The 20,235-nt window shown below is 44.8% G+C and carries 24 protein-coding genes and 2 tRNA genes; 8 read left to right on the top strand and 18 right to left on the bottom strand.

The window, feature by feature from the left end; translation table 11 throughout:
* Window positions 1–124: 124 nt before the first annotated feature.
* Window positions 125–559 (bottom strand): CoA-binding protein, encoded by a 435-nt coding sequence (locus ACXHJ1_RS16475; RefSeq protein WP_019687968.1) that lies wholly within the window; start codon window positions 557–559, stop codon window positions 125–127.
* Window positions 560–592: 33 nt separating this feature from the next.
* On the bottom strand, window positions 593–1,885 hold the full coding sequence (gene aroA, locus ACXHJ1_RS16470; protein ID WP_457904927.1) for a 3-phosphoshikimate 1-carboxyvinyltransferase: 1,293 nt from the start codon (window positions 1,883–1,885) through the stop codon (window positions 593–595).
* A gap of 268 nt (window positions 1,886–2,153) precedes the next feature.
* Between aroA and ACXHJ1_RS16465 the strand changes: the two genes are divergently transcribed.
* Window positions 2,154–2,459 (top strand): rhodanese-like domain-containing protein, encoded by a 306-nt coding sequence (locus ACXHJ1_RS16465; protein ID WP_457904926.1) that lies wholly within the window; start codon window positions 2,154–2,156, stop codon window positions 2,457–2,459.
* 245 nt (window positions 2,460–2,704) lie between these two features.
* On the opposite strand, the gene gndA is transcribed toward ACXHJ1_RS16465, so the two are convergent.
* Both gndA and ACXHJ1_RS16455 read right to left on the bottom strand, forming a co-directional pair.
* A complete protein-coding gene (gene gndA / locus ACXHJ1_RS16460; protein ID WP_013371891.1) occupies window positions 2,705–4,111 on the bottom strand; it encodes an NADP-dependent phosphogluconate dehydrogenase in 1,407 nt (468 codons plus the stop codon).
* Window positions 4,112–4,284: 173 nt separating this feature from the next.
* Entirely contained in the window at window positions 4,285–4,884 is a 600-nt protein-coding gene (locus ACXHJ1_RS16455) for a hypothetical protein (RefSeq protein WP_016822387.1), read from the bottom strand.
* 279 nt (window positions 4,885–5,163) lie between these two features.
* Between ACXHJ1_RS16455 and ACXHJ1_RS16450 the strand changes: the two genes are divergently transcribed.
* Entirely contained in the window at window positions 5,164–5,796 is a 633-nt protein-coding gene (locus tag ACXHJ1_RS16450) for a YktB family protein (RefSeq protein ID WP_457904925.1), read from the top strand.
* A 43-nt stretch (window positions 5,797–5,839) separates the two neighbouring features.
* Here ACXHJ1_RS16450 and ACXHJ1_RS16445 read toward each other — a convergent pair whose 3' ends face one another.
* Window positions 5,840–7,126, bottom strand: a complete 1,287-nt coding sequence (locus ACXHJ1_RS16445) for an MFS transporter (RefSeq protein WP_457904924.1) — start codon at window positions 7,124–7,126, stop codon at window positions 5,840–5,842.
* Window positions 7,127–7,313: 187 nt separating this feature from the next.
* On the opposite strand from ACXHJ1_RS16445, the gene ACXHJ1_RS16440 reads away from it, so the two are divergent.
* Window positions 7,314–8,789 carry an aminotransferase class I/II-fold pyridoxal phosphate-dependent enzyme gene (locus ACXHJ1_RS16440; RefSeq protein ID WP_016822391.1) on the top strand — a complete coding sequence of 492 codons (1,476 nt, stop codon included), beginning with the start codon at window positions 7,314–7,316 and terminating at the stop codon, window positions 8,787–8,789.
* Window positions 8,790–8,903: 114 nt separating this feature from the next.
* Here the strand turns inward: ACXHJ1_RS16440 and ACXHJ1_RS16435 are convergent, their stop codons facing one another.
* Window positions 8,904–9,209, bottom strand: a complete 306-nt coding sequence (locus tag ACXHJ1_RS16435) for a DUF1292 domain-containing protein (RefSeq protein ID WP_007431055.1) — start codon at window positions 9,207–9,209, stop codon at window positions 8,904–8,906.
* 79 nt (window positions 9,210–9,288) lie between these two features.
* Entirely contained in the window at window positions 9,289–9,846 is a 558-nt protein-coding gene (locus ACXHJ1_RS16430) for a hypothetical protein (protein ID WP_013371897.1), read from the bottom strand.
* A 200-nt stretch (window positions 9,847–10,046) separates the two neighbouring features.
* Between ACXHJ1_RS16430 and ACXHJ1_RS16425 the strand changes: the two genes are divergently transcribed.
* A complete protein-coding gene (locus ACXHJ1_RS16425) occupies window positions 10,047–10,805 on the top strand; it encodes an MBL fold metallo-hydrolase (protein ID WP_457904923.1) in 759 nt (252 codons plus the stop codon).
* Window positions 10,806–10,932: 127 nt separating this feature from the next.
* Here ACXHJ1_RS16425 and ACXHJ1_RS16420 read toward each other — a convergent pair whose 3' ends face one another.
* Both ACXHJ1_RS16420 and ACXHJ1_RS16415 read right to left on the bottom strand, forming a co-directional pair.
* Window positions 10,933–11,169, bottom strand: a complete 237-nt coding sequence (locus tag ACXHJ1_RS16420) for a DUF3892 domain-containing protein (RefSeq protein WP_016822393.1) — start codon at window positions 11,167–11,169, stop codon at window positions 10,933–10,935.
* A gap of 86 nt (window positions 11,170–11,255) precedes the next feature.
* Window positions 11,256–11,699 (bottom strand): GNAT family N-acetyltransferase, encoded by a 444-nt coding sequence (locus tag ACXHJ1_RS16415; protein WP_017427817.1) that lies wholly within the window; start codon window positions 11,697–11,699, stop codon window positions 11,256–11,258.
* A 140-nt stretch (window positions 11,700–11,839) separates the two neighbouring features.
* Between ACXHJ1_RS16415 and ACXHJ1_RS16410 the strand changes: the two genes are divergently transcribed.
* Window positions 11,840–11,911 (top strand) — tRNA-Val (locus ACXHJ1_RS16410).
* 618 nt (window positions 11,912–12,529) lie between these two features.
* On the opposite strand, the gene ACXHJ1_RS16405 is transcribed toward ACXHJ1_RS16410, so the two are convergent.
* Genes ACXHJ1_RS16405 through ACXHJ1_RS16395 form a run of 3 tightly spaced genes read right to left on the bottom strand, consistent with a single transcriptional unit; the run spans window position 12,530 to window position 13,541 of the window.
* Window positions 12,530–12,748 (bottom strand): hypothetical protein, encoded by a 219-nt coding sequence (locus ACXHJ1_RS16405; protein WP_017427819.1) that lies wholly within the window; start codon window positions 12,746–12,748, stop codon window positions 12,530–12,532.
* A gap of 40 nt (window positions 12,749–12,788) precedes the next feature.
* Entirely contained in the window at window positions 12,789–13,241 is a 453-nt protein-coding gene (locus tag ACXHJ1_RS16400) for a hypothetical protein (protein ID WP_017427820.1), read from the bottom strand.
* Window positions 13,242–13,289: 48 nt separating this feature from the next.
* Window positions 13,290–13,541, bottom strand: a complete 252-nt coding sequence (locus ACXHJ1_RS16395; RefSeq protein ID WP_017427821.1) for a hypothetical protein — start codon at window positions 13,539–13,541, stop codon at window positions 13,290–13,292.
* 94 nt (window positions 13,542–13,635) lie between these two features.
* On the opposite strand from ACXHJ1_RS16395, the gene ACXHJ1_RS16390 reads away from it, so the two are divergent.
* Window positions 13,636–13,764, top strand: coding sequence for a hypothetical protein (locus tag ACXHJ1_RS16390; protein ID WP_017427822.1), 129 nt, complete (start codon window positions 13,636–13,638; stop codon window positions 13,762–13,764).
* A gap of 12 nt (window positions 13,765–13,776) precedes the next feature.
* On the top strand, window positions 13,777–14,109 hold the full coding sequence (locus tag ACXHJ1_RS16385) for a hypothetical protein (RefSeq protein ID WP_017427823.1): 333 nt from the start codon (window positions 13,777–13,779) through the stop codon (window positions 14,107–14,109).
* An 82-nt stretch (window positions 14,110–14,191) separates the two neighbouring features.
* Here the strand turns inward: ACXHJ1_RS16385 and ACXHJ1_RS16380 are convergent, their stop codons facing one another.
* The 4 genes from ACXHJ1_RS16380 to ACXHJ1_RS16365 all read right to left on the bottom strand — a co-directional run bounded on the left by ACXHJ1_RS16380 (window position 14,192) and on the right by ACXHJ1_RS16365 (window position 16,010).
* Complete coding sequence (locus ACXHJ1_RS16380; protein ID WP_017427824.1) at window positions 14,192–14,473, bottom strand: hypothetical protein; 282 nt, start codon at window positions 14,471–14,473, stop codon at window positions 14,192–14,194.
* Between the two features lie 82 nt (window positions 14,474–14,555).
* A tRNA-OTHER gene (locus ACXHJ1_RS16375) sits at window positions 14,556–14,637 on the bottom strand.
* 68 nt (window positions 14,638–14,705) lie between these two features.
* A complete protein-coding gene (locus tag ACXHJ1_RS16370) occupies window positions 14,706–15,230 on the bottom strand; it encodes a hypothetical protein (protein WP_017427825.1) in 525 nt (174 codons plus the stop codon).
* A gap of 237 nt (window positions 15,231–15,467) precedes the next feature.
* Complete coding sequence (locus tag ACXHJ1_RS16365) at window positions 15,468–16,010, bottom strand: hypothetical protein (RefSeq protein WP_025365222.1); 543 nt, start codon at window positions 16,008–16,010, stop codon at window positions 15,468–15,470.
* A gap of 822 nt (window positions 16,011–16,832) precedes the next feature.
* On the opposite strand from ACXHJ1_RS16365, the gene ACXHJ1_RS16360 reads away from it, so the two are divergent.
* Window positions 16,833–17,093 (top strand): tyrosine-type recombinase/integrase, encoded by a 261-nt coding sequence (locus tag ACXHJ1_RS16360; protein ID WP_457904922.1) that lies wholly within the window; start codon window positions 16,833–16,835, stop codon window positions 17,091–17,093.
* Window positions 17,094–17,394: 301 nt separating this feature from the next.
* Here ACXHJ1_RS16360 and nirD read toward each other — a convergent pair whose 3' ends face one another.
* Entirely contained in the window at window positions 17,395–17,724 is a 330-nt protein-coding gene (gene nirD / locus ACXHJ1_RS16355) for a nitrite reductase small subunit NirD (RefSeq protein WP_019687974.1), read from the bottom strand.
* A 12-nt stretch (window positions 17,725–17,736) separates the two neighbouring features.
* A complete protein-coding gene (gene nirB, locus ACXHJ1_RS16350; protein WP_457904921.1) occupies window positions 17,737–20,169 on the bottom strand; it encodes a nitrite reductase large subunit NirB in 2,433 nt (810 codons plus the stop codon).
* Between the last annotated feature and the right edge of the window lie 66 nt (window positions 20,170–20,235).

Below are 20,235 nucleotides of genomic sequence, written 5' to 3'. Positions count from 1 at the left end.
TATGGATTCCTGAAAGTATAATATACTGTATCATAGTTCTGATTTCACACCAAAAACCTTCAACCCTATGAAATAAGGGAAGAAGGTTTTTTTCATGCTCATATAGCATGATTCAGCGATGTGATTATCCTTTACGTACAGCTTGGGTCACTGAATCCTCCACCTTAATGCAACGATCCATAATAACCGTCATTCCATGCTCCTGCGCAATGTCAGCGGCTTCCTGGCTTATAATTCCCTGTTGCAGCCACAATATCTTAGCTCCAATAGCAGCTGCTTCACGCGCAACCTCTGCGCAGTATTCGCTACGCCGGAATACATTAACCAATTCAACGGGCTCTGGTACTTCAGCAAGACTGGCATAGCAAGTCTCTCCAAGAATCGTTTGTCCTGCGGCCGCAGGATTTACCGGAATAATCCGGTATCCCCGCTGTTGCATAGCATAAGAAACCATGTAAGAGGTGCGGTCTGATTTATCAGACAAACCAACAACCGCAATATTGCCTACTTGTTCCAAAATATTCTTAATCTCTTCTCTGGACGGATTTTCAAAAGCCATTTTTTCTCCTCCTGTCTGCATCTTAACTTACCTTTATTTTACCCATTCTACAGAAGCACCAAGCGTCGTCAGATGGTCGAAATACTGTGGATACGATTTGGCGACATGATGCGCATCCTTGATCACTAGCGGCTTCTGCGCACGCAAACCTACAACCGTCAATGCCATAATGACACGGTGATCAAAATGCGCGTTGATTTCCACACCACCTTCGACACCCTCCGGTCTACCATGCACAATGATTTCCGCTTGACGTTCTTCCACCCGAGCTCCAGCCTTGCTCAATTCATTCAAATAATCGGTAATACGGTCACATTCCTTATACCGTAAATTTTCCACGTTATAGAAACGGGACGTACCTTCGGCAAATACAGCCGCAGCTACCATGGCAAGCACAGCGTCTGTCGCAGCATCACCGTCAAACTCGATGGCTTTCAATCGACCGTTCCCCTTTACGACAACGGTATCGTTCTCATGTGTCAGTGGCACTTCCATCATACGCAGCACGTCTACAATAGCACGTTCTCCCTGTTTGCTCTGTTCTTTAAGACGATGGATGGTTACATCGGAATTCGTTACTGCGGCCGCCGCCAGCACCGCAGCACTCCCTGGATAATCCCCCTGTACAGTATACGTACGTGGCTGATAGGATTGCCGACCCGGTACGCGGAAAGACATGTAGTCATCACTTGCATGAATGGTAATACCAGCCTCTTGCAATACCTCCAGCGTCTGCCCAATGACCACTTTGGATTTCAAATCATGCAACACTTCAATTTCACTATCTTCCTCCAGTAGAGGTGTAAGGAACAACAGAGCGCTTAAATACTGTGAGCTAACCGAACCGGACACTTGGATTTTACCGCCCTTCGCCTGACCACCCTGAATACGTATTGGCAACTTGCCTTCACGATGATCTACTCTAACCCCCAGTTGGCCCAGTGCATCAATTAGATCATCATGGGGTCTTTTCCCCAAGGAGTCGGGATATGTATTCACAAATGTAACATCCGGACATAGGGACGCAATTCCCATCAAAAAACGGAGCACCGCTCCTGCATTGCCCACGTTCAGTTCCTTCACAGCTTGAGGATGGCTACCAAAACCTGTAATCACGATTTTTTCATCATCCTCTTCCAGCACTGCTCCCAGATCGGTGATACAACGACGCATAGCATCACTGTCTTCACTATGAGCTGGATAGTAAATAGTACTTTGCCCATCAGCTAGTGCAGCCGTTAGCAGATAACGAGTAGTGTAGTTTTTGGAGGACAAAGCTCCAATCTCTCCTTGCATGGAAGGGGTAGGTCTAACGATAACATCCATATTATACATGCTCCTTTTCGATTCAAACCATCCTAGTTTACGTTAATTATACAAGTTGTAACGTTCATTTCTCCACCTAAAAAATAAGGAATATTCATCTAGGTCTGTCGAGGTTTAGCAACCTGGTTGACCAATCTTTATTTGATTTTTAGATTCAGGCTAATTGACAGCTTAGAGATCGCTTCGCTATCATACATAGAGAGTGTGACGTTTCTCACACGTCAACAATACAAATAGTACCCATTTACATTAGAAAAGAGGTCCAGCCATGACGCAAATCGCTCTGATTGAACCTTCTGAGCTTCGCGCACGCCTGCAAGCAGGAGAGCAATTGCAATTGATCGACGTCCGTGAAGCGGAAGAAGTAGCTGAAGGTATGATTGAAGGTGCCAAGCACATTCCGCTCGGACAGATTCCGGGCCGCCTTGAGGAAATTGTACGCACCGGTGAAATCATCTTTATTTGCCGGAGCGGTTATCGCAGTGAACGTGCCTGCGAATATTTGCAGCAGTTAGGTTACGAAGGTTGCACCAATATGACTGGTGGCATGCTGCAATGGTCACAGGAGCAGTAAAGCAGCTAGTCTATAAAAGAGACGGGAATCTTCCGTCTCTTTTATTTAAGCTCAAAGCTTAGACGCGGTAAAGCATTAAAATTTTGTGTTTCTATCATACCATAGCGTCAAAAGATTATACAATCCTTTAGCGAATTCAACATTGTATCTAAAATACCAAATCAAAAACGGAAGCTTTTTCTACCCAGAGGGCAAAAAAGCTTCCGTTGTGTTACATACTGCATTCTTACATATTCGTCAGTTCATTAAAACCATTGATGATGGAATACGCCTTCTTTGTCCACACGCTTGAACGTGTGTGCACCAAAGTAGTCACGTTGCGCTTGCAGCAGGTTTGCTGGCAAACGCTCCGTGCGATAGCTGTCATAGTAAGCAAGCGCGCTGGAGAAGCCAGGCACTGGAATACCTTGAGATACAGCCACGGAAATCACTTGACGCCATGCATCTTGATACGTTTCTACTACATTTTTGAAATAAGAGTCCAGCAATAGGTTTTTCAGAGCAGGATCACGGTCATACGCATCCTTGATGTTTTGAAGGAATTGCGAACGGATAATGCAACCACCGCGGAAGATCATTGCAATTTTTCCGTATTTCAAATCCCAATCATATTCATCGGAAGCTGCACGCATTTGAGCGAAACCTTGAGCATAAGACACAATTTTACTTGCGAACAGGGCTTTACGTACGCTTTCGATAAATTCTTTTTTGTCGCCGCTGAAGGATTCAGCTTTAGGACCGCTCAGCACTTTGCTTGCCGCAATACGCTCATCTTTCATAGCAGACAAGAAACGGGAGAATACGGACTCGGTAATCATAGACAATGGCACACCCAGATCCAGCGCGCTTTGGCTTGTCCATTTACCAGTACCTTTTTGCCCTGCAGCATCCAAGATCACATCTACCATAGGCTTGCCTGTTTCAGCATCATACTGGGAGAAGATGTCAGCTGTAATTTCGATCAGATAGCTGTCCAGTTCACCTTTATTCCATTCTGTAAAGATTTCATGAAGTTCTTCCGCACTCACATTCAGGACTGATTTCAGCAAGTGATATGCTTCACCAATCAATTGCATGTCGCCGTACTCGATACCATTATGCACCATTTTTACATAGTGACCAGCACCGTCGGGACCGATATATGTACAGCATGGGTCGCCGTCCACTTTTGCAGAGATTGCAGTCAGAATCGGCTCTACGAGTTTGTAGGCACTTTCTTGTCCACCCGGCATAATGGCAGGACCATTCAAGGCACCTTCTTCACCACCGGATACGCCTGTACCAATAAAGCGAAGTCCTTTTTCCTCCAGCTCCTTGCTGCGGCGCTGTGTATCAGGGAAGTAGGCATTGCCTCCGTCTATAATAATGTCGCCCTTGTCCAGATGAGGCACAAGCTGTTCAATCGTGGCATCTGTAGCTTTACCAGCTTGAACCATGATCAGGATTTTACGGGGTGATTCCAGTGAGTTCACAAATTCTTCAATGGAGAAAGTACCCGTCAGTTTCTTACCTTCTGCTTCTTTGATAAGATCGTGCGTTTTTTCTGGAGAGCGGTTAAAAACCGAAACGGTGAAGCCTCTGCTCTCAATATTAAGGGCCAAGTTTTTACCCATTACCGCCAGGCCGATCACACCAATTTGCTGTTTTGCCATCTGGTTCCTCATCCTTTGCAACATATTTTGTATTCTATATCGCCGCTTTACCGCATTACACTTTATGTGAATCGGAACACGTGCACTTCTATTTTAACGTTTTTAGTATCAGAAGTGAACCCCTGTCTAATCACAGATCAAAACACCCCATTTGCATGAGGTGTTCCGATGTACTACGCTTCCATCATCAGCAGTTGGTGAGATAGCGTTTGCAGGCGTTTGTGGCAATTCTCGATTTTAATCGTATCTTCCTCGGTCATGGCTGTGAACAGTTTCTCCAATTCATCGTCCACTTCCATTTTGAGCAGCAGCAGCCGGGTTTCCCCTTCATTGGAAGCGTACATATCTTCCATTTCCTGAGCGGACAGCACGGGTCCTTTCTGATAAATAACACGCTGCTTAAAGCCAGTAACCTCGACCAGACGAATGACCTCGCCGAACAAAATATTTTCTACCAAGATATGATGATCCTTGACTCTTTTGACAATGGCATGACCTCGAGTACTTCCAATTAGCTTCTCCAACCACTCAGCCAGCTTGGCATCGCGGATTACATAATCTCCAGCCAGCTTATAGTGTCCTGTGCGCAATTGTTGAAAACGGAGCTTCACCAGCTTGCGCCCGGTTCTCACCGACAAAACCAGATACGACTCATCCTCGCTCCAGTACAGCGAATACCCTTCCGATATCAAATCCTTGATCAGATTATGGATATGCCGACGGCTAAACCGGAGCTCTAGATTGCAATATTCTACCTCACAGCCCTTGTTCACGGCATTCCCTCCTTTTTCAAGTCCGATTCAAGAAGTCCGGCTACAGCAAGCCTGCGGCTTTCCCGCTTGATCTTCCCTTGCTCTATTTTATACTTCATTTTATGTAAGGGTACTTGGTTATTTGACCTATTTTTATGAGTAACAGCGCACAATCCTACTTTTGCCTTATGTGCTTGTACCGAGCCTGGTCTAAAGACGGTCAAGCCCGCTGACATTATGCTATAATCGGACATAATACGCCACACGATATGGCTTAGCCTAGTTACAGGAGGAATAGGAATGACATTTAGTGGATTTACTGCAAAGGACTTTGATGTTTTTGAGATACCAGGATTGGAACCTCGCATGGAGGTGCTGATTCAGCAGGTTCGGCCCAAGTTGGAGGCGATTGGTGAGGAGATAGCCCCCTTCCTGACGGACTTATGCGGGGAGCCTATGCACGTTCACGTTGCCAAGCATGCACGACGCAAGGTCAATCCCCCGATCGATACATGGGTAGCCTGGGCGGCAAATAAACGCGGGTATAAGGCGTTGCCGCATTTTGAGGTAGGTATGTTCGCTTCCCATATATTCGTCATATTCGCAGTCATTTATGAAAGTCCGAATAAAATCACATTTGCCCAGGCGCTTGAAACCAACCTGAGCGATGTGCGATCTTACATACCAGGTCACTTTTACTGGTCCATGGATCATATGGCTCCACAAGGTACAGAACAGCAGCAAATGGACACTGAAGAGTTTCAAACCATCATTAACAAGCTGCAGCAGGTGAAAAAAGCCGAGGTCATGTGCGGGCTCCGCATTGATCGTAATGATCCTCTCGCTAGTGACGGAGCTGCGCTACTGCAGACAGTGCGTTCCACTTTTGAGCATTTGCTGCCACTGTACCGGATGTCTTTTCCAAAGGAATAGCTTCAGAATAAATGCGGCCCTGACCCGCTTTTGATAGTACCGTTCAAGCCTTAACAACGGCTTTTCTCCGTGGATTGCGCGCCAAAGCCAGATGGCAGCCAAACATGAGCAGCATCACGATCCCACTGATGATAAATGGAGCTGTGTGTCCAGCGCGGTCCCATAGCACTCCTGAAACGAGCGGACCGATAACCATGCCAGAGCCTTGGAGTGTTAAAAAAAAGCCCCATACTGTTGCACGCTCGCTTTCCGGAATCAGTTGGGCAAGAAACGTGTTCCATGCAGGCAAAATGAGCGCATATCCCAAGCCAATAATTGCTACGGATACAAACACAAGCGGGATGGTCTGTACTGTTGAAAAGAAAAATAGCGTGGTCCCGGCAAGCAAAAATCCGATGTGCAAAAAGTACTTGGTTCCAAGGCGATCCACCAGCTTGCCACAAGGGATCAATGCCAGCACAGTCACCCCACCGCCGGCAATCAGAAGCACGCTATACAAGTTCGGTGAAATTCCGAGATCCGTCCGCGCGTACAGCGTTAGCACAGGGCTGATCAAACCGATGACAAAGGACTGCAAAAACAGCGCAGGGTAAATTAACGGATTCACATTAAGCTTGGTTTTGAGCGTGCTGATCGTCTCCTGGATACCACTCAGCACTTGCCGCTTCTGCTTGGACTTCCCATCAGAAGATGTGAGAGCGCTCTGTTCGAGGTCACCTTTGCCAGCAGACCTGTTCGTTCCAGGCAGCATAAGAGCAACCAGTAGTAATACAATACTGCATCCTATCAAAATCATGAACACCATACCGTAAGAGTGTCCGTAGTGGGATATGGCGAAGTTCATAACGAGTGGACCCAAGCCCGTTCCGCCCATGGACGCAATTTCCAGTGTTCCCATCGCTGCACCATTATTGTTATTAGGTCCGGACATTTCGGTCGTTCCAGTCATCACACAAGGCCAGAGCGGAGATGTCCCCAGTCCTAGTAACAGACACGCGATGACGAGCCACACAGGTTCCGTCAGTGCGCTTAGCATAATGATCGCTACAAGTGTAAACAACAACGCGGTTGACATCGTGCCACGGTAACCGAGCCGTTCAGCCATCCAGCCCGCCGGTGCCCGGAATGCATTGTCTCCGAAATACTGAAGCGAAAAGGCTAAACCGATAATTCCGGCCGACAGCCCCAACGTTTCTCCCATATATACCGGCAGGATCGATACCAGAAGAGATCCCTTCATAAATTCGACCAGAAACACCAGTATCCATAATTTGGCGAAAAAAGGAGTCCACAGCCGCTGCGAAGCTTTTTTTCGTCTAATTTGCTTCATCTATCCCACATCCTCCGCCTTCGTTTTTTGTCTATACATTCAGGGTTCTCCGCCTACTCCACTCTTTCGCAAATAAATGCGCCCTCAATCGCTTGCATTCCTACTTCAAACTGCTATACTCAATTTTGTTCTATTATCAATTGCACAGGATTGTCGAAATCCTGCATGAAAGGTTGTGACAACACTAATGAATCAAAGCAACACCCCGCTTTTTACTGCTTTGAAAAAGCATGCTCAGAGCAACCCGGTTCAATTTCACATCCCAGGTCATAAAAAGGGAGTGGGGGCAGATCGGGAATTTCGCGAATTTATGGGGGATAATGCTTTTTCCATAGATATGATCAATATCGCTCCATTGGACGATCTGCATCAGCCATCAGGCGTCATTGAAGAAGCTCAAAAGCTTGCAGCAGAAGCCTTCGGAGCTGATTATACTTATTACAGTGTACAGGGGACAAGCGGAGCCATTATCACCATGATTATGTCCATTTGTATGCCAGGTGATAAAATTATTGTACCCCGAAATATACACAAATCCATAATGTCTGCCATCATCTTCGCTGGTGCGAAGCCGGTATTCATTTCTCCGGTCAGTGATGAGAATCTCGGTATTCACCACGGGGTTACAACCAAGTCCGTACGTCGGGCATTGGAACGTCACCCTGACGCCAAGGGCGTCCTTGTCATCAACCCGACATATTACGGTGTGTGCGCCGATTTGAAGGAAATTGTAGATCTCGCTCACAGCTATAATGTGCCGGTCCTGGTCGATGAGGCTCACGGAGTACTGATTCATTTTCACGCTGATTTGCCGATGTCCGCCATGGAGGCGGGGGCAGACATGTCAGCTACAAGCGTTCACAAGCTGGGTGGTTCTTTGACTCAAAGCTCGATACTAAATGTAAATACAAAAAACGGATTCGTTAATCCGCAGCGTGTACAAACTATTTTCAGTATGCTGACAACGACGTCCACTTCGTACATTCTGCTGGCTTCGTTGGACACATCCCGACGCAATTTGGCCCTTAACGGCCATGAAATCGCACAACGTGCTCTGGAATTAGCTGAATATTGCCGCGCAGAGGTCAACAAAATCGAAGGGCTATATTGCTTTGGCAGTGAAATTCTTGGCACGGAAGCTACCTATGATTATGATCCGACCAAAGTGACGGTTCATATTCGCCATTTAGGCCTTACCGGATATGATGTGGAAAATTGGCTGAGAGATCACTACAATATCGAAGTTGAGCTTAGCGATATGTATAATATTCTCTGTTTGGTGACTCCTGGTGATACCAAAGAGGAAATTGACATTTTATTAAAAGCTTTGCGCGAGCTGGCTTCACTGCACTATTCCACAGGTCAGCAGCATGAGCTGGTTGTAAAGATACCGGATATACCGCAGCTCTCCCTCATTCCGAGAGACGCTTTTTACGGAGATACGGAAATCGTACCCTTCAAGGAATCTGCTGGCCGTATCATTGCAGAATTCATTTATGTATATCCACCAGGCATCCCAATCCTATTGCCGGGCGAAGTTATTTCGCAGGACAATATTGATTATATTGTAGATCATGTGGAAGTAGGCCTGCCTGTTAAAGGACCTGAGGATCGAACGGTACATCAGGTGAAGGTTATCGTTGAAACTGACGCTATTTCTTAAACAATGGTCTGTTAGCATCTGCATGTAAAAAAATGTTGATGGTCAACAAAAAAAGCCCCCATTCGGGGGCTTTTCTAGTGTTTTGAAGAGCAAGAGCAGCTGCTGTATCCAATCTTATTCGTATTGGGCAACAAGCTCGCTATAAGCTGCTTCTACACGCTTCCACTCATCTTCGTCCTCAATATTGTAAAGCACCATTTCTTCGTTTTCTTCTTCCATACGAAGAATGATACCATCCGCTTCGGGATTGCCACGCTCAAGCAACAGAGCATACACGTGATCTTCTACGTCAAAGGTCTCTACCAGCACCATTTCTACATCTTTGCCATTTTCATCAGTTAGCGTAAGAACCATTTCTTCATGTTCGTGGTCATGATCGTGGTTGCAGGCTTCACCGTGTTCATGTTTGTGATCACTCATGGAAATACCTACCTTCAAATTGTTTTATTTTCCCTCGTATCGTAACATGATCAAGAGTGCAGGTCAATTTGTGGTATGCCTAATTTATCGCTGTGATGACTTTTTCGGATACCAGTGTATAACTACCGTCTTTACTTTCTTTAATGTAGAAACCGACTCGATAGTTCCCTGCTGTTTTGAAATCATACGTAAAGTCGTTCGTACGGAACCAGAAGTTATCCTTTTGCGCTCCTTTGATATCTTGGGACTGAATATCCTTTACATTGCCCGAAGGGTCGGTAATCGCTACTTTCACTCCGGAGATATCTGTTTTCAGGGTATCAATTTGGCTGAAAACATTAAATTTCACTTTGTTACCTTTATTCACGTTACCAAACACAGTATCTCCCTTGAACAGGAACATATGCACGTTTGGCTGGTCGAAGACAACTTTTCCACCAGAGGGATCAAAATTTACAAGCCCGTTAAAGTCACGGATAGGCACATAAGTTTTCCCATCAATGACAACTGCGCCATCTTTTGACACTTCTCCGTTAATAATCAACTGCACTTGGTCCTTGGCGGACTCCGCCGAAATGACGGTCCCTCCCATTATTGAAAAGGCCATCACTAGGGCCATCACTTTTCTCCATTTCATACTACATATCCCTCCATCGTTATCTGTTAAAAACCATCTGTCGTACATTTATACCTAGCTCAGCCGCACAAGTTGCGCTGTGTTTCACAAATTGTCCAAAGTTTTTACATAAGGAGCCAAATCTTTAGTTCCTGCAGCCTAGATGTTAAAATACGATTGTAGAGTGTCTTATAACACATCGTCTGGAGGGTGAATCCATAATGGGCCTAACGATACAGATGCTTGGTACAGGTAGCGCCTTTGCCAAGCATTATTACAACAACAACGCGCTGCTGGATAGCGGGGAAGGCAAGCTGCTGATCGATTGCGGTACAACCGCATCTCTAGCATTACACCAGATGGGTGTCCCTTTGCCTGATATTGACGCTATTTTAATCACACATATTCACGCAGATCATGTCGGAGGCCTAGAGGAATTTGGTTTTCAAATGAATATCCTCCATCGTCGCAAACCTCTGCTTTATATCGCCGAACCATTAATCCACCCTTTATGGGAGCATACGCTCAAGGGCGGCATGTCACAGCAAGGTATGATTGACAAGCTTGAGGATGTATTCGAGGTAAATGTCATAACCCCTGGCGTACCCACCACCTTAGTACCGGGTATCCGGGTCGAGCTGATCCCTACACGGCATATTCCTGGTAAAAACAGTTACTCTTTGTTCATTAATGATCGTCTTTTTTATAGTGCGGACATGGTTTTTGATCCCGATTTACTTCATCATCTGGTGCATGAACGGGGATGTCGGAGCATTTTACATGAGGTTCAATTACAAGGTGCCGGAGAAGTCCATACAACGTTAGATGAGCTGCTAAGCTTGCCAACACCTCTTCAAGAGCAAATTCATCTGATGCACTATAGTGACGATATGGAACAATTTAGGGATAAGGCAGGGATTATGTCCTTTCTGGAGCAGCAACGAGTATATCCGCTAGCAGAATTGGAACGTGCAGAGTAACCGAGCTAAAGGGAGTATTAACAATTAACAAAAAGCCGCCCGACTTTCCTACAAAGGATAGCTAGGCGGCTTGCTGCATATTTTTTGTATCAATGATAAGCTTGGACGTTAATGTTGCGAGTCAAGGTCAGAACAACGGCAGTTGATCTAGGTTATTAGAAGGATCTCCATCGGCATCCCCTCGAATTCGTTTGCTTCCATCCTTGGCCTTGAACACGTTGACGCCTGCAATTGAACCTGCTTCAATCTCGTTCAACGCTTGGCTATAATCCAAAATCCGTCCAGTAGACGTCTGAAATGACGCAAGATCGCCATCCCCGTTTTTACGTACTGCCGTAATTTGTTCTCGTTCTGTATTAGCCATGCTGCATCGCTCCTTATCCATAGTATAGTGGAGGAACTTTTACTAGCATGCGCATTGTACAGCTTTGTATACACCCTGTGCCTCGACTACAACTTTTTACGCATACGTACATGCGGTATTCCCGCATCATCAAAAGGTTCATCGGAGATCGTTTCATAGCCAAGCTTTTCGTAAAACTTCTCAGCTTGACATTGAGCATCTAACAACGAGTATCTCAGCCCAAGTTCACGTGCACGTTCCTCCAGTGCTAGCAGTAATACACGTCCATAACCTGCTGCACGATGCTCCTTGAGAACGGCAATACGTTGCATTTTAGCTGTCTCTTCATCGTAATATGTCAGCCGACCAGTAGCCACCATCTCCCCATGTTCACAAATTAGCAAATGATGGGCGGTATCTCCCAGCTTGTCATAATGATCAATTTCAAGATCCAGAGGAACCTTCTGCTCTTCGACAAACACTTTGGTACGGATCAATATTGCCTTCTGCAGTTGCTCTTCTGTTGTTACAGTTATAATTTCTGCGGCCATCATCTGTTCCTCCTATCCTTAATTTCAAATGTAAACTCACTAAATTTGAATTATATATATAAATAGTCATGAAGTACAGGCGGATTTCTATTTTTTCACTTTACATATATGGTTAATACATGATATTATCTAGTAACTACAGGACGGTAGCTCAGCGGGAGAGCATTATCTTGACAGGGTAAGGGTCATGGGTTCGATCCCCATCCGTCCTATACCGAAACCCCCTTGATTCATAAGGGGGTTTTCTTATTTTTATAAACTCATATCCGATACGAAATATGGCTCTGATACGAATTTAATACGAATCACTTTTTGATACGAAAAAGCAGCGGCCAAGATCAGCTGCTTTCGTTGTTTTGGAACACATCAAAATTAGTACCATCATGCCAGTTACGAAATACCAATTTACTGATATATATTTCCCTACCAGAAACTCGTAGGTCTTTTTTGGGCTCATCTTCATTATTTCCTCAACATACTTGGGGCGCAGAGTCATAGGGTATTGCGCCCAATCATTAGCCACTTTAATTTCGTTCATTTTCCCACTCTTTCTCTACTCCTTCTCAACAAGAAGGTTCATAATAGAAGCAAACTTATTATATATCTTGTATTTCTCAAGAACTGCCTCTACAGCAGCCTGTGTCCGTTTCCGGTCGATCTCAGGAGAGAGGCTGCGCAGAACAATGGCGGAAAGAGTTTCAGAGCGAATCGAAAATGACGAGCAGTATTCATAAGGTCCAATTCCAAAGCAATACGCGTATCAAATCCACCAAGCTTTTATAATCCAATCTGCTCAACTCCGCTTCTATATTGTTTAGGTTCGAGAGATACTAAAATACTTTGTTATTTTCAGTACCAATAATGCTCAATTCCTTCTTGGCTTCGACCAAGTTATTCACATCAACCACCAACTCCCGGATCTCTTCCACTTGCATGGGCGGTTCAAGAAACTCCGGTATGTCTCCGACAAAACTACCAAACTGAAATAACCCGCGCGATGGGATCGGCGGGCCAATGTAAATTAATATGCTCTCTTTTATTGTTAACACCTCCTTCCTGGTGGAATAAGGGCAAGAAAAAAGCTGCCTCTCAGCGACCATATAAACTAGAACTCGGTATTTTTAAAACTTGAAAATGAGCCTTGAATATTTCCGATTTTAGACGAACCAATTCATTGTAATTTATTGTTTCAGAAGCGGTTAAATAATCCTCTAATTCACGTAAGAGCAAGTTCAAAGTTATAACATCATTAACAAATAACTCCTTGTTGTGAACCTCAGAAAGTGAACTGAATCTCGGAGCAGTCTTAAGAACTCTCAATAAGTTTGTTTTATCGTAGTTACTGTTGTCTTTAAACAAATCTATTTCGAAATATACTTGCCTTAGAAAGTAAGACATTATCTGTTTCTCTTCTTCAAATTGTTTTATCCAACTTGTCCTTTTATCCTTCTCTCTATAGTATTCTGTCATAACCCACCCTGTACCGATCCCTGTTATAATGGCTATCACAACATCTTTTAAAATATCAAGTATAATCCCCATTGCTTCCTCCTAAGACATCTAAAAAAGCACCACTTAAGGTGCTTATCTTCAAAATTCAAATTTTGCTGGCAAACTTAGCTTGTTCCCCTTCACTTTCTCGTGCTCAACCTTTATCCCATATATCTCAGCGGCGAGATCTTCCTTAAAGGGAGTATGAACAATCAGTTCTACTTGATACCACGGTGAATCAGACGATAATGCGAAGAATTCACCTTCAACAGGGACTCTACTAAAGTCAAAATATTGATTCTCCCAGTTGGCTTTCCCCATGTCATGAGTATGAACAAAAACTTTGGGCACTTCAAACACCTCCTTCCTTCGACACAACAATTCAACACATAGGAAGGATATTCCTTTTTATGCGCCGAAAGTAATAGTACGAAAGGAGGTGTTTATGTTCCATATACTTGAAGATATCTGGGACGGTGTCTATGAACGAATAGTTAAGCCCCTTTTACAAAACGTTGCTGCGGTAGCCATTGCACTAACACTTTTAACAGCCGTATCCTACTATTTTTCATAAGGGTGAATAACTATGACAACATACTACGTTACTGGTACAAAGCAATTTACCAGTGAATTGCAAACAAAGCTCATGGAGTTGTCAAATAATGAGTTGAAAACTCCACATCCGTACACTCAGGAACTGGAACTTTTAATGTTTGCAATTACTCGGAGCAGCACTCCTGGCAAAAAAGACTTAGATTCGCGTTTCGGCGAATACTACCAGTTTATTCTGTTGAACGAACATGCGAAGAATTTACTGATAGACTACAAAGTCCCTTTTGAAATACTTGGAACTGTAGAATATGAAGATCCGATCAATGAAGGATTTAGTCTCTTGATCAGAAATACAAGATTCGTTTAAATAAATGGCACCTTGCGGACTCGAACCGCACATTTTCTTTAGGCGCTTAAAGTCCCCGGAGTTGATCCGGGGATAAACACTATTACAGCTCTTTGACTACCTTGGCTATATGGACCGGAATCGTAAGGCCCTCGCTCTCAGTCAATGAACTATCTACATGCAGCTTGATAGCCAATTGGTCGTATTCTCCCGTGCCTGTAGGGACTACAGGGTTACCATATGCGTGTGGACCTGCAAAGCTTACTACTCTACCAGTGGGGCTATACTTACGAGCCTCAGCCTCGGTATTTACCACCTTAAAGATATTATCCGAACCAAGATACCCAAATCCGCCGTTACGTACTGCGCTTGCCTCTGTACTCATTACAAAACACTTCCTTTTCTATTATTGTGAAAACAAAAAGAGCGACGCATATACGCCACTCTCATTAGGTCTTTTAATTAGGTGCACGGTGTGGGAATTGAACCCACGCCTTTAGGTCTGTTTTACTCGGGCCCGCCTGTGCTCTACCACTGAGCTAACCGTGCATAATGGTGATATTGAAGAAACTAAAAAGGTCGGCACGATAGCCGACCTCCTCATTGCATTTAAATTATTATTCCAATTCCTCTCTTGTGTTACCTATGCGAACCGACATACCACCCTCCATAGGACCGCCTGGTGAAGTAAGGTTTACATAGAAACTACCAACAGTCCAAGCACTTGAGTTGATTTCATCAAATGTTTCACCTTTTTCTATTCTTCCCTTCATTTTAACCGGACCACTAGCTGACCCCTGAGTTACTGTTATATTAATCGGGGCTTTCCCATCATTATGCACATACACTCTAGCATATCCGTATTTCGGATCAACATAGAAACGCTCTGACATGTCGGTGTTTGCAAGAGACTTGTTCAGCACCTTATTTGTGTCTTGAGGAGTAATAACATGATCTCCCGCTTTTGGTGTATTCACATCGGTCGATGTGTTTGCAGATTGGGAAACTGCTGTTGAGCCAGTTGTAGCTGGTGTAGAATCAGTTACAGCATTTGAATCTGCAAAAATCGCATTGGGTACGGCAATAGCTCCCCCAATTAGTCCTAGTGCCAAGGCTGGTGCAATAAAATGTTTTTTCTTCAAAGCTTATTCCTCCTATATTTGTATATTTAACTACCACCTCAGTCTACTAAAAGATTCCATGTTTTTTAATTTTTCTTACAATAAGATCATATTAAGGTAAAGCAAAGAGGGCAGACCATGACGGTTTGCCCTGTGTTTGTGTTGAGTTGGTTTCTGCATACGCACGTATGAAAATAGAGCCGTACAATGAAGCTACGGCTCTTCTCACGTATTTTATGTGTGTATCCTTATAGCTTATTAAAGTTCAGATGTATTATCTGTTGTAAAACCACTAAATGTTACATCTACTGGTTTAGTTCCATCTCCATTCTTTCCACCTCTGAAGGTCACTGTATAGTCACCAGATCGCACACCTTGCTTAACTCCGGGATAACTCTTCCAACTGTCCGAACTTTTTCCGCTCAAGACTTCTTCATAATAATTTTTATTAGTGTCATTATGTGTCACAATTATTTTTACTGGATCACTAGAATTGTTCTTAAAGTTAATTTTAACATACCCATATCCACCAGTCACTTTAAAGGGAGCTGTCGCACTACCTTCGCCAGGTAAGCTTTTCACAGTACTCCCGAATTTATCCTGCTGGTGTTGAGGAGTAATAACATGATCTCCTTGTGTTGGTGTATTCACATCAGTCGATGTGTTTGCAGACTGGGAAACTGCTGTTGAGTCAGTTGTAGCTGGTGCAACATCCGTAGTAACTGCGGCAGAAGCAGTTAATGGAATTGCAAGAGCTAAAGACAAAACGGATACTACAGAAGCTTTTTTGATGTTTTTCATGTTCAGATGCCTTCTTTCTTTTAATTTTTTTGTACCTGCACAACTTTATCAATCAAATCATTATGTATAGAATCTATTAGAGCATTCATGATTGATAAAGTTTTAACAGGTATTTATGAACATTTACATTATAAGTCTTTTATTGTAATTATTCAACAAAAAATGGGTTCTGATTCCATGTTAGCAGAAGCCTGGGTTTGAACCGGGACCAGCCAGAAATGAATCCAGTAGCACACCAAGTATTCTGCATGAAACCGCTGGCGGATTCGAACCACCGACACACCCACCCATTCTTTTTCGCGAGAGGAATCGAACCTTCGTGGATATACCCCACTGCAGTTATGATAATAGATGTGGACATGGCACTTTCACCCTTGCATGCAGCCTTTTTCTAGGTACTTTCTTACGCGACCAGTTGCGCTCCTGATCCACTCTTTAGCGGCTAGGATCACTGTCATGAGGAGTGCGCTTGTCAGACGCACATTAGCAAGAGTGGAGTAGTGAAAACAGAAAGAGCAACATGCCCACTTATCCTACCCTAGCGGCTCTCTGTAGGTCTTATAGCAAGAGGATAACTGGTACCGCTCGTTTTACACCTACCACCGTCAAACAGGCATGTGTTTGTGTGGGGTGCTGCTCTCTCTTTGTTTTCCATGTTACTAATTTACCGTGTGTGAAACCTAATAGATCACAAATATTTTCATTTTACGATCAATTTTCACGTAGTATTTTTTCAATTCAATAGTTTGCTAGCATACTATTATTGAAAGGGATATAAACAAAGAGGATTTGCGGCTTCAACTGGGGATATCTGCTGCTGCAATGGCAAAGATGAAAATATATAATCATACACTAGTCTCACTTGGACACCTTGCCATTAGCAGCATCACACCACGCCACATTCAAGACTTTTATAATGATCAGCAAAAACCCTGTTTCGTTAGTCGAACGGCTAAAGCTCGAAAAAAGGAAATGCAGGTATGGACCTCGGAACAGGCACACGCCTACCTAGAAGCTTCAAAAGACGATATGTATTATATTGTGCTCCTTCTTACTCTAACTACCGGAGTGCGGAGATATTAGGAATTCGGTAGAAGGACGTGGATTTCGGTAAGAAAACTATATCAATCACTCAGATTATGAGTAGTGATGGTAAAGATTTTTAAGTTGGTGCCGAGACGAGAAACTGGCCGTCGTTCAAGATTTAGGCGAAAAAAAAGCCAACCAGAAGTAAGGTTGACTTTTTATATACACCACGCTTAAGCAGCAATGTCTCTTTTTTCAGCAAGATTGAATTCTAGAGAATTGTTCGGCAATACGTATCTCTTCTATTATATAGAAGAACAACTAAGCCCAGCACCCCAAGCAAATAAACCTAATGCCCCTAGATTACGATGTAAACTGCTCCACTCTCACTGTCAATCTCCGTCGGGTAAGTGGTCACACATCCAGTATCCGGCTCTTGCACCTGACCAGTGGACAGGTCGACTTTCCAATCATGGAGCGGACAATGGACCACCGATCCACATATCATTCCTTCGGATAGCCGTCCCCCTTTGTGTGGACAACGGTTCTCAAGCGCACGCACGCTGCCGTCACTAAGGCGAAATACGGCTATCTCTGCATTATGAATGCGAACTGTTCTTGCTCCACGTCGGTCAATCTCGTTCAGATCTGCTATCCTGATTCTGCTGGTTATCGTATTGCTCTCCATTTGGTCAGCCTCCTATTCCATTACTGCCTTAAGCTCCGGCAGCTGTACAAAGTTTTTGCGCAGCTCTTCGTTATGAATGATTTCGTGCCACGGATCAGTCGTTGTGCTTAACGTCTCCTCAATTCTGCTTACCAGTTGCTGCCTCGTCTCCGCATTTGCTAATACCTGTTTGATCGACTCTACGCCTACCCGTTCTACCCAATGAGCTGTTCGCTCGTTCCAATTCGCCTGCTCACGGTAATACTGTAAATAGGCACCAGTCCATTCCATCACTTCATCCTCGGTTTTTACAGTACACAGCAGTTCTGCTGCCCGCACTTTAATACCGCCGTTACCTCCAATGTAGATCCCCCAGCCACCGTCAATAGCGACAACACCCAAGTCCTTGATCGTCGCTTCTGCGCAGTTACGCGGACAGCCCGACACAGCCAGTTTGACTTTGGATGGCGCATTCAGACGTTCGAATGCCTTTTCCAACCGGATGCCCATGCCCATAGCGTCCTGTGTGCCGAAGCGACAAAAAGTGTTACCGACACACGTCTTGACCGTTCGCAATGTCTTTCCATATGCATATCCAGATGGCATATCCAATTCGGACCAGATTCCCGGTAGATCTTCTTTTTTTACACCAAGCAGGTCAAGACGTTGACCACCCGTAAATTTAACCAAAGGCACATTGTATTTCTCCGCGACAGCAGCAATCTTCTTCAGGTCGGCAGGTGAAGTAACTCCTCCATAAATGCGGGGCACCACAGAGTAGGTGCCATCTTTCTGAATATTGGCATGGTACCTTTCATTCGTAAATCTGGATTCCTTCTCATCCTCATAATCCAGTGGCCACAGCATACCTAGATAATAATTGAGGGCCGGCCGACATTTGGTGCATCCTTCAGCTTCGTTCCAGCCCAGCACGTTCATCACTTCTTTGACGCTCTTCAACCCCATTTCTCGGATACCATCAATAATCGCTTCCCGATCAAGTGTCGTACAGCCACATATCCCCTCTTTAATCGATTCTCCGGCTTCTGCACCTGCGTACAGCTGTAAGAGCCCCTCCACTAATGGCTTGCAGCCGCCGCATGATGCCGATGCCTTCGTGCAGGCCTTAATTTCCCCAAGACTCTTACAGCCAGCCGCAACCGCCTCTCCAATGTCACCCTTGGATACACCATTACATCCGCATACAATTTCGTCTTCAGGCATCTGCTCCAGCATCATGGTGCCACTACCTTCTGATTGACCAGGGTTAAAGCCAAGTAACAACTCTTTCTCTCGACCAACCACCGACTCCCCACTTTTAATCAGAGAAAACAACTTGGCTCCATCAGAGGTATCCCCAAACAGAACGGCACCGATCAGTTTTTCTTCCTTAATGACGATTTTTTTGTAGACGCCATCAATATCATCCTGATACCGCAGTGATCGCGTTCCCGACTCATCCTTGTAATTTCCTGCTGAAAATACATCGACGCCCGATACCTTCAATCTTGTAGAAGTAACGGAACCACTGTAGCCAGGAGTCTCCATTCCCGCGAGTCGCTGAGCCAGGACGCCCCCCTGCTCATATAATGGGGCAACCAGACCGTAAGTGATTCCCCGGTGTTCTGCACATTCTCCAACGGCATATATGCCAGGAATATTCGTTTCCATGTGATCATTTACGATGACACCGCGGTTTACGGGGATTCCCGCTGACACCGCCAGTTCAATGTCTGGTTTGATACCTACCGCCATAACGATCAAATCCGCTTCCAGTTCGCTGCCATCAGCAAACTTTAGCCCTTCCACGCGACGACGCCCGGTGATAGCCGCCGTCCGCTTATTGACCAGAAAAGTCATTCCCTGTTCCTCCAGCTCGCGCCGTAACATAAGGGAAGCAGCCTCATCCAGCTGCCGATCCATAATATAACCGTTAATATGAATAACTGTAACGTCCATTCCCAAATTGAGTAGCCCCCTGGCTGCCTCTAGCCCAAGCAATCCGCCGCCGATAACGGCCGCTTTTTTGTGCGTCTTCGCCGTCTCCATCATCATCTCGCAGTCACGAATATCCCGGAACCCAATCACACCATCCTTGTCGGCTCCTGGAAGCGGCAAAATGAAGGCTTTAGAACCTGTTGCCAACAACAGTAAATCATAAGAGACGCATACACCGGATCGTGAAGTCACCTGTCGCTTTTCCGTATCGATCGCTGTGACAGGATCATCGGTATACAATCGGATATTATTGTCTTCATACCAATTCCAATCGTTGATGATAATATCCTGCAAACCTGCTCCACCGGCCAGAACAGAGGACAGCATGATCCGATTATAGTTTGGATGGGGCTCGGCCCCAAATACCGTAATCTCATAGACACCTGGTGCGATCTTCAGCAAATGTTCGAGAGTGCGTATCCCCGCCATTCCGTTGCCGACCAGCACTAATTTTTGGATGTAGTTCATTAGGTCACTCCCTCTTCATTTCTATCCTTAAAACATAAAAAGCCTGCTTCACATACGGGGATGCAA

The organism is Paenibacillus sp. ALE2 (assembly GCF_054113385.1).
Note: the sequence above shows the minus strand (reverse complement) of the source record. Positions and strands in the feature narration are given on the sequence as shown.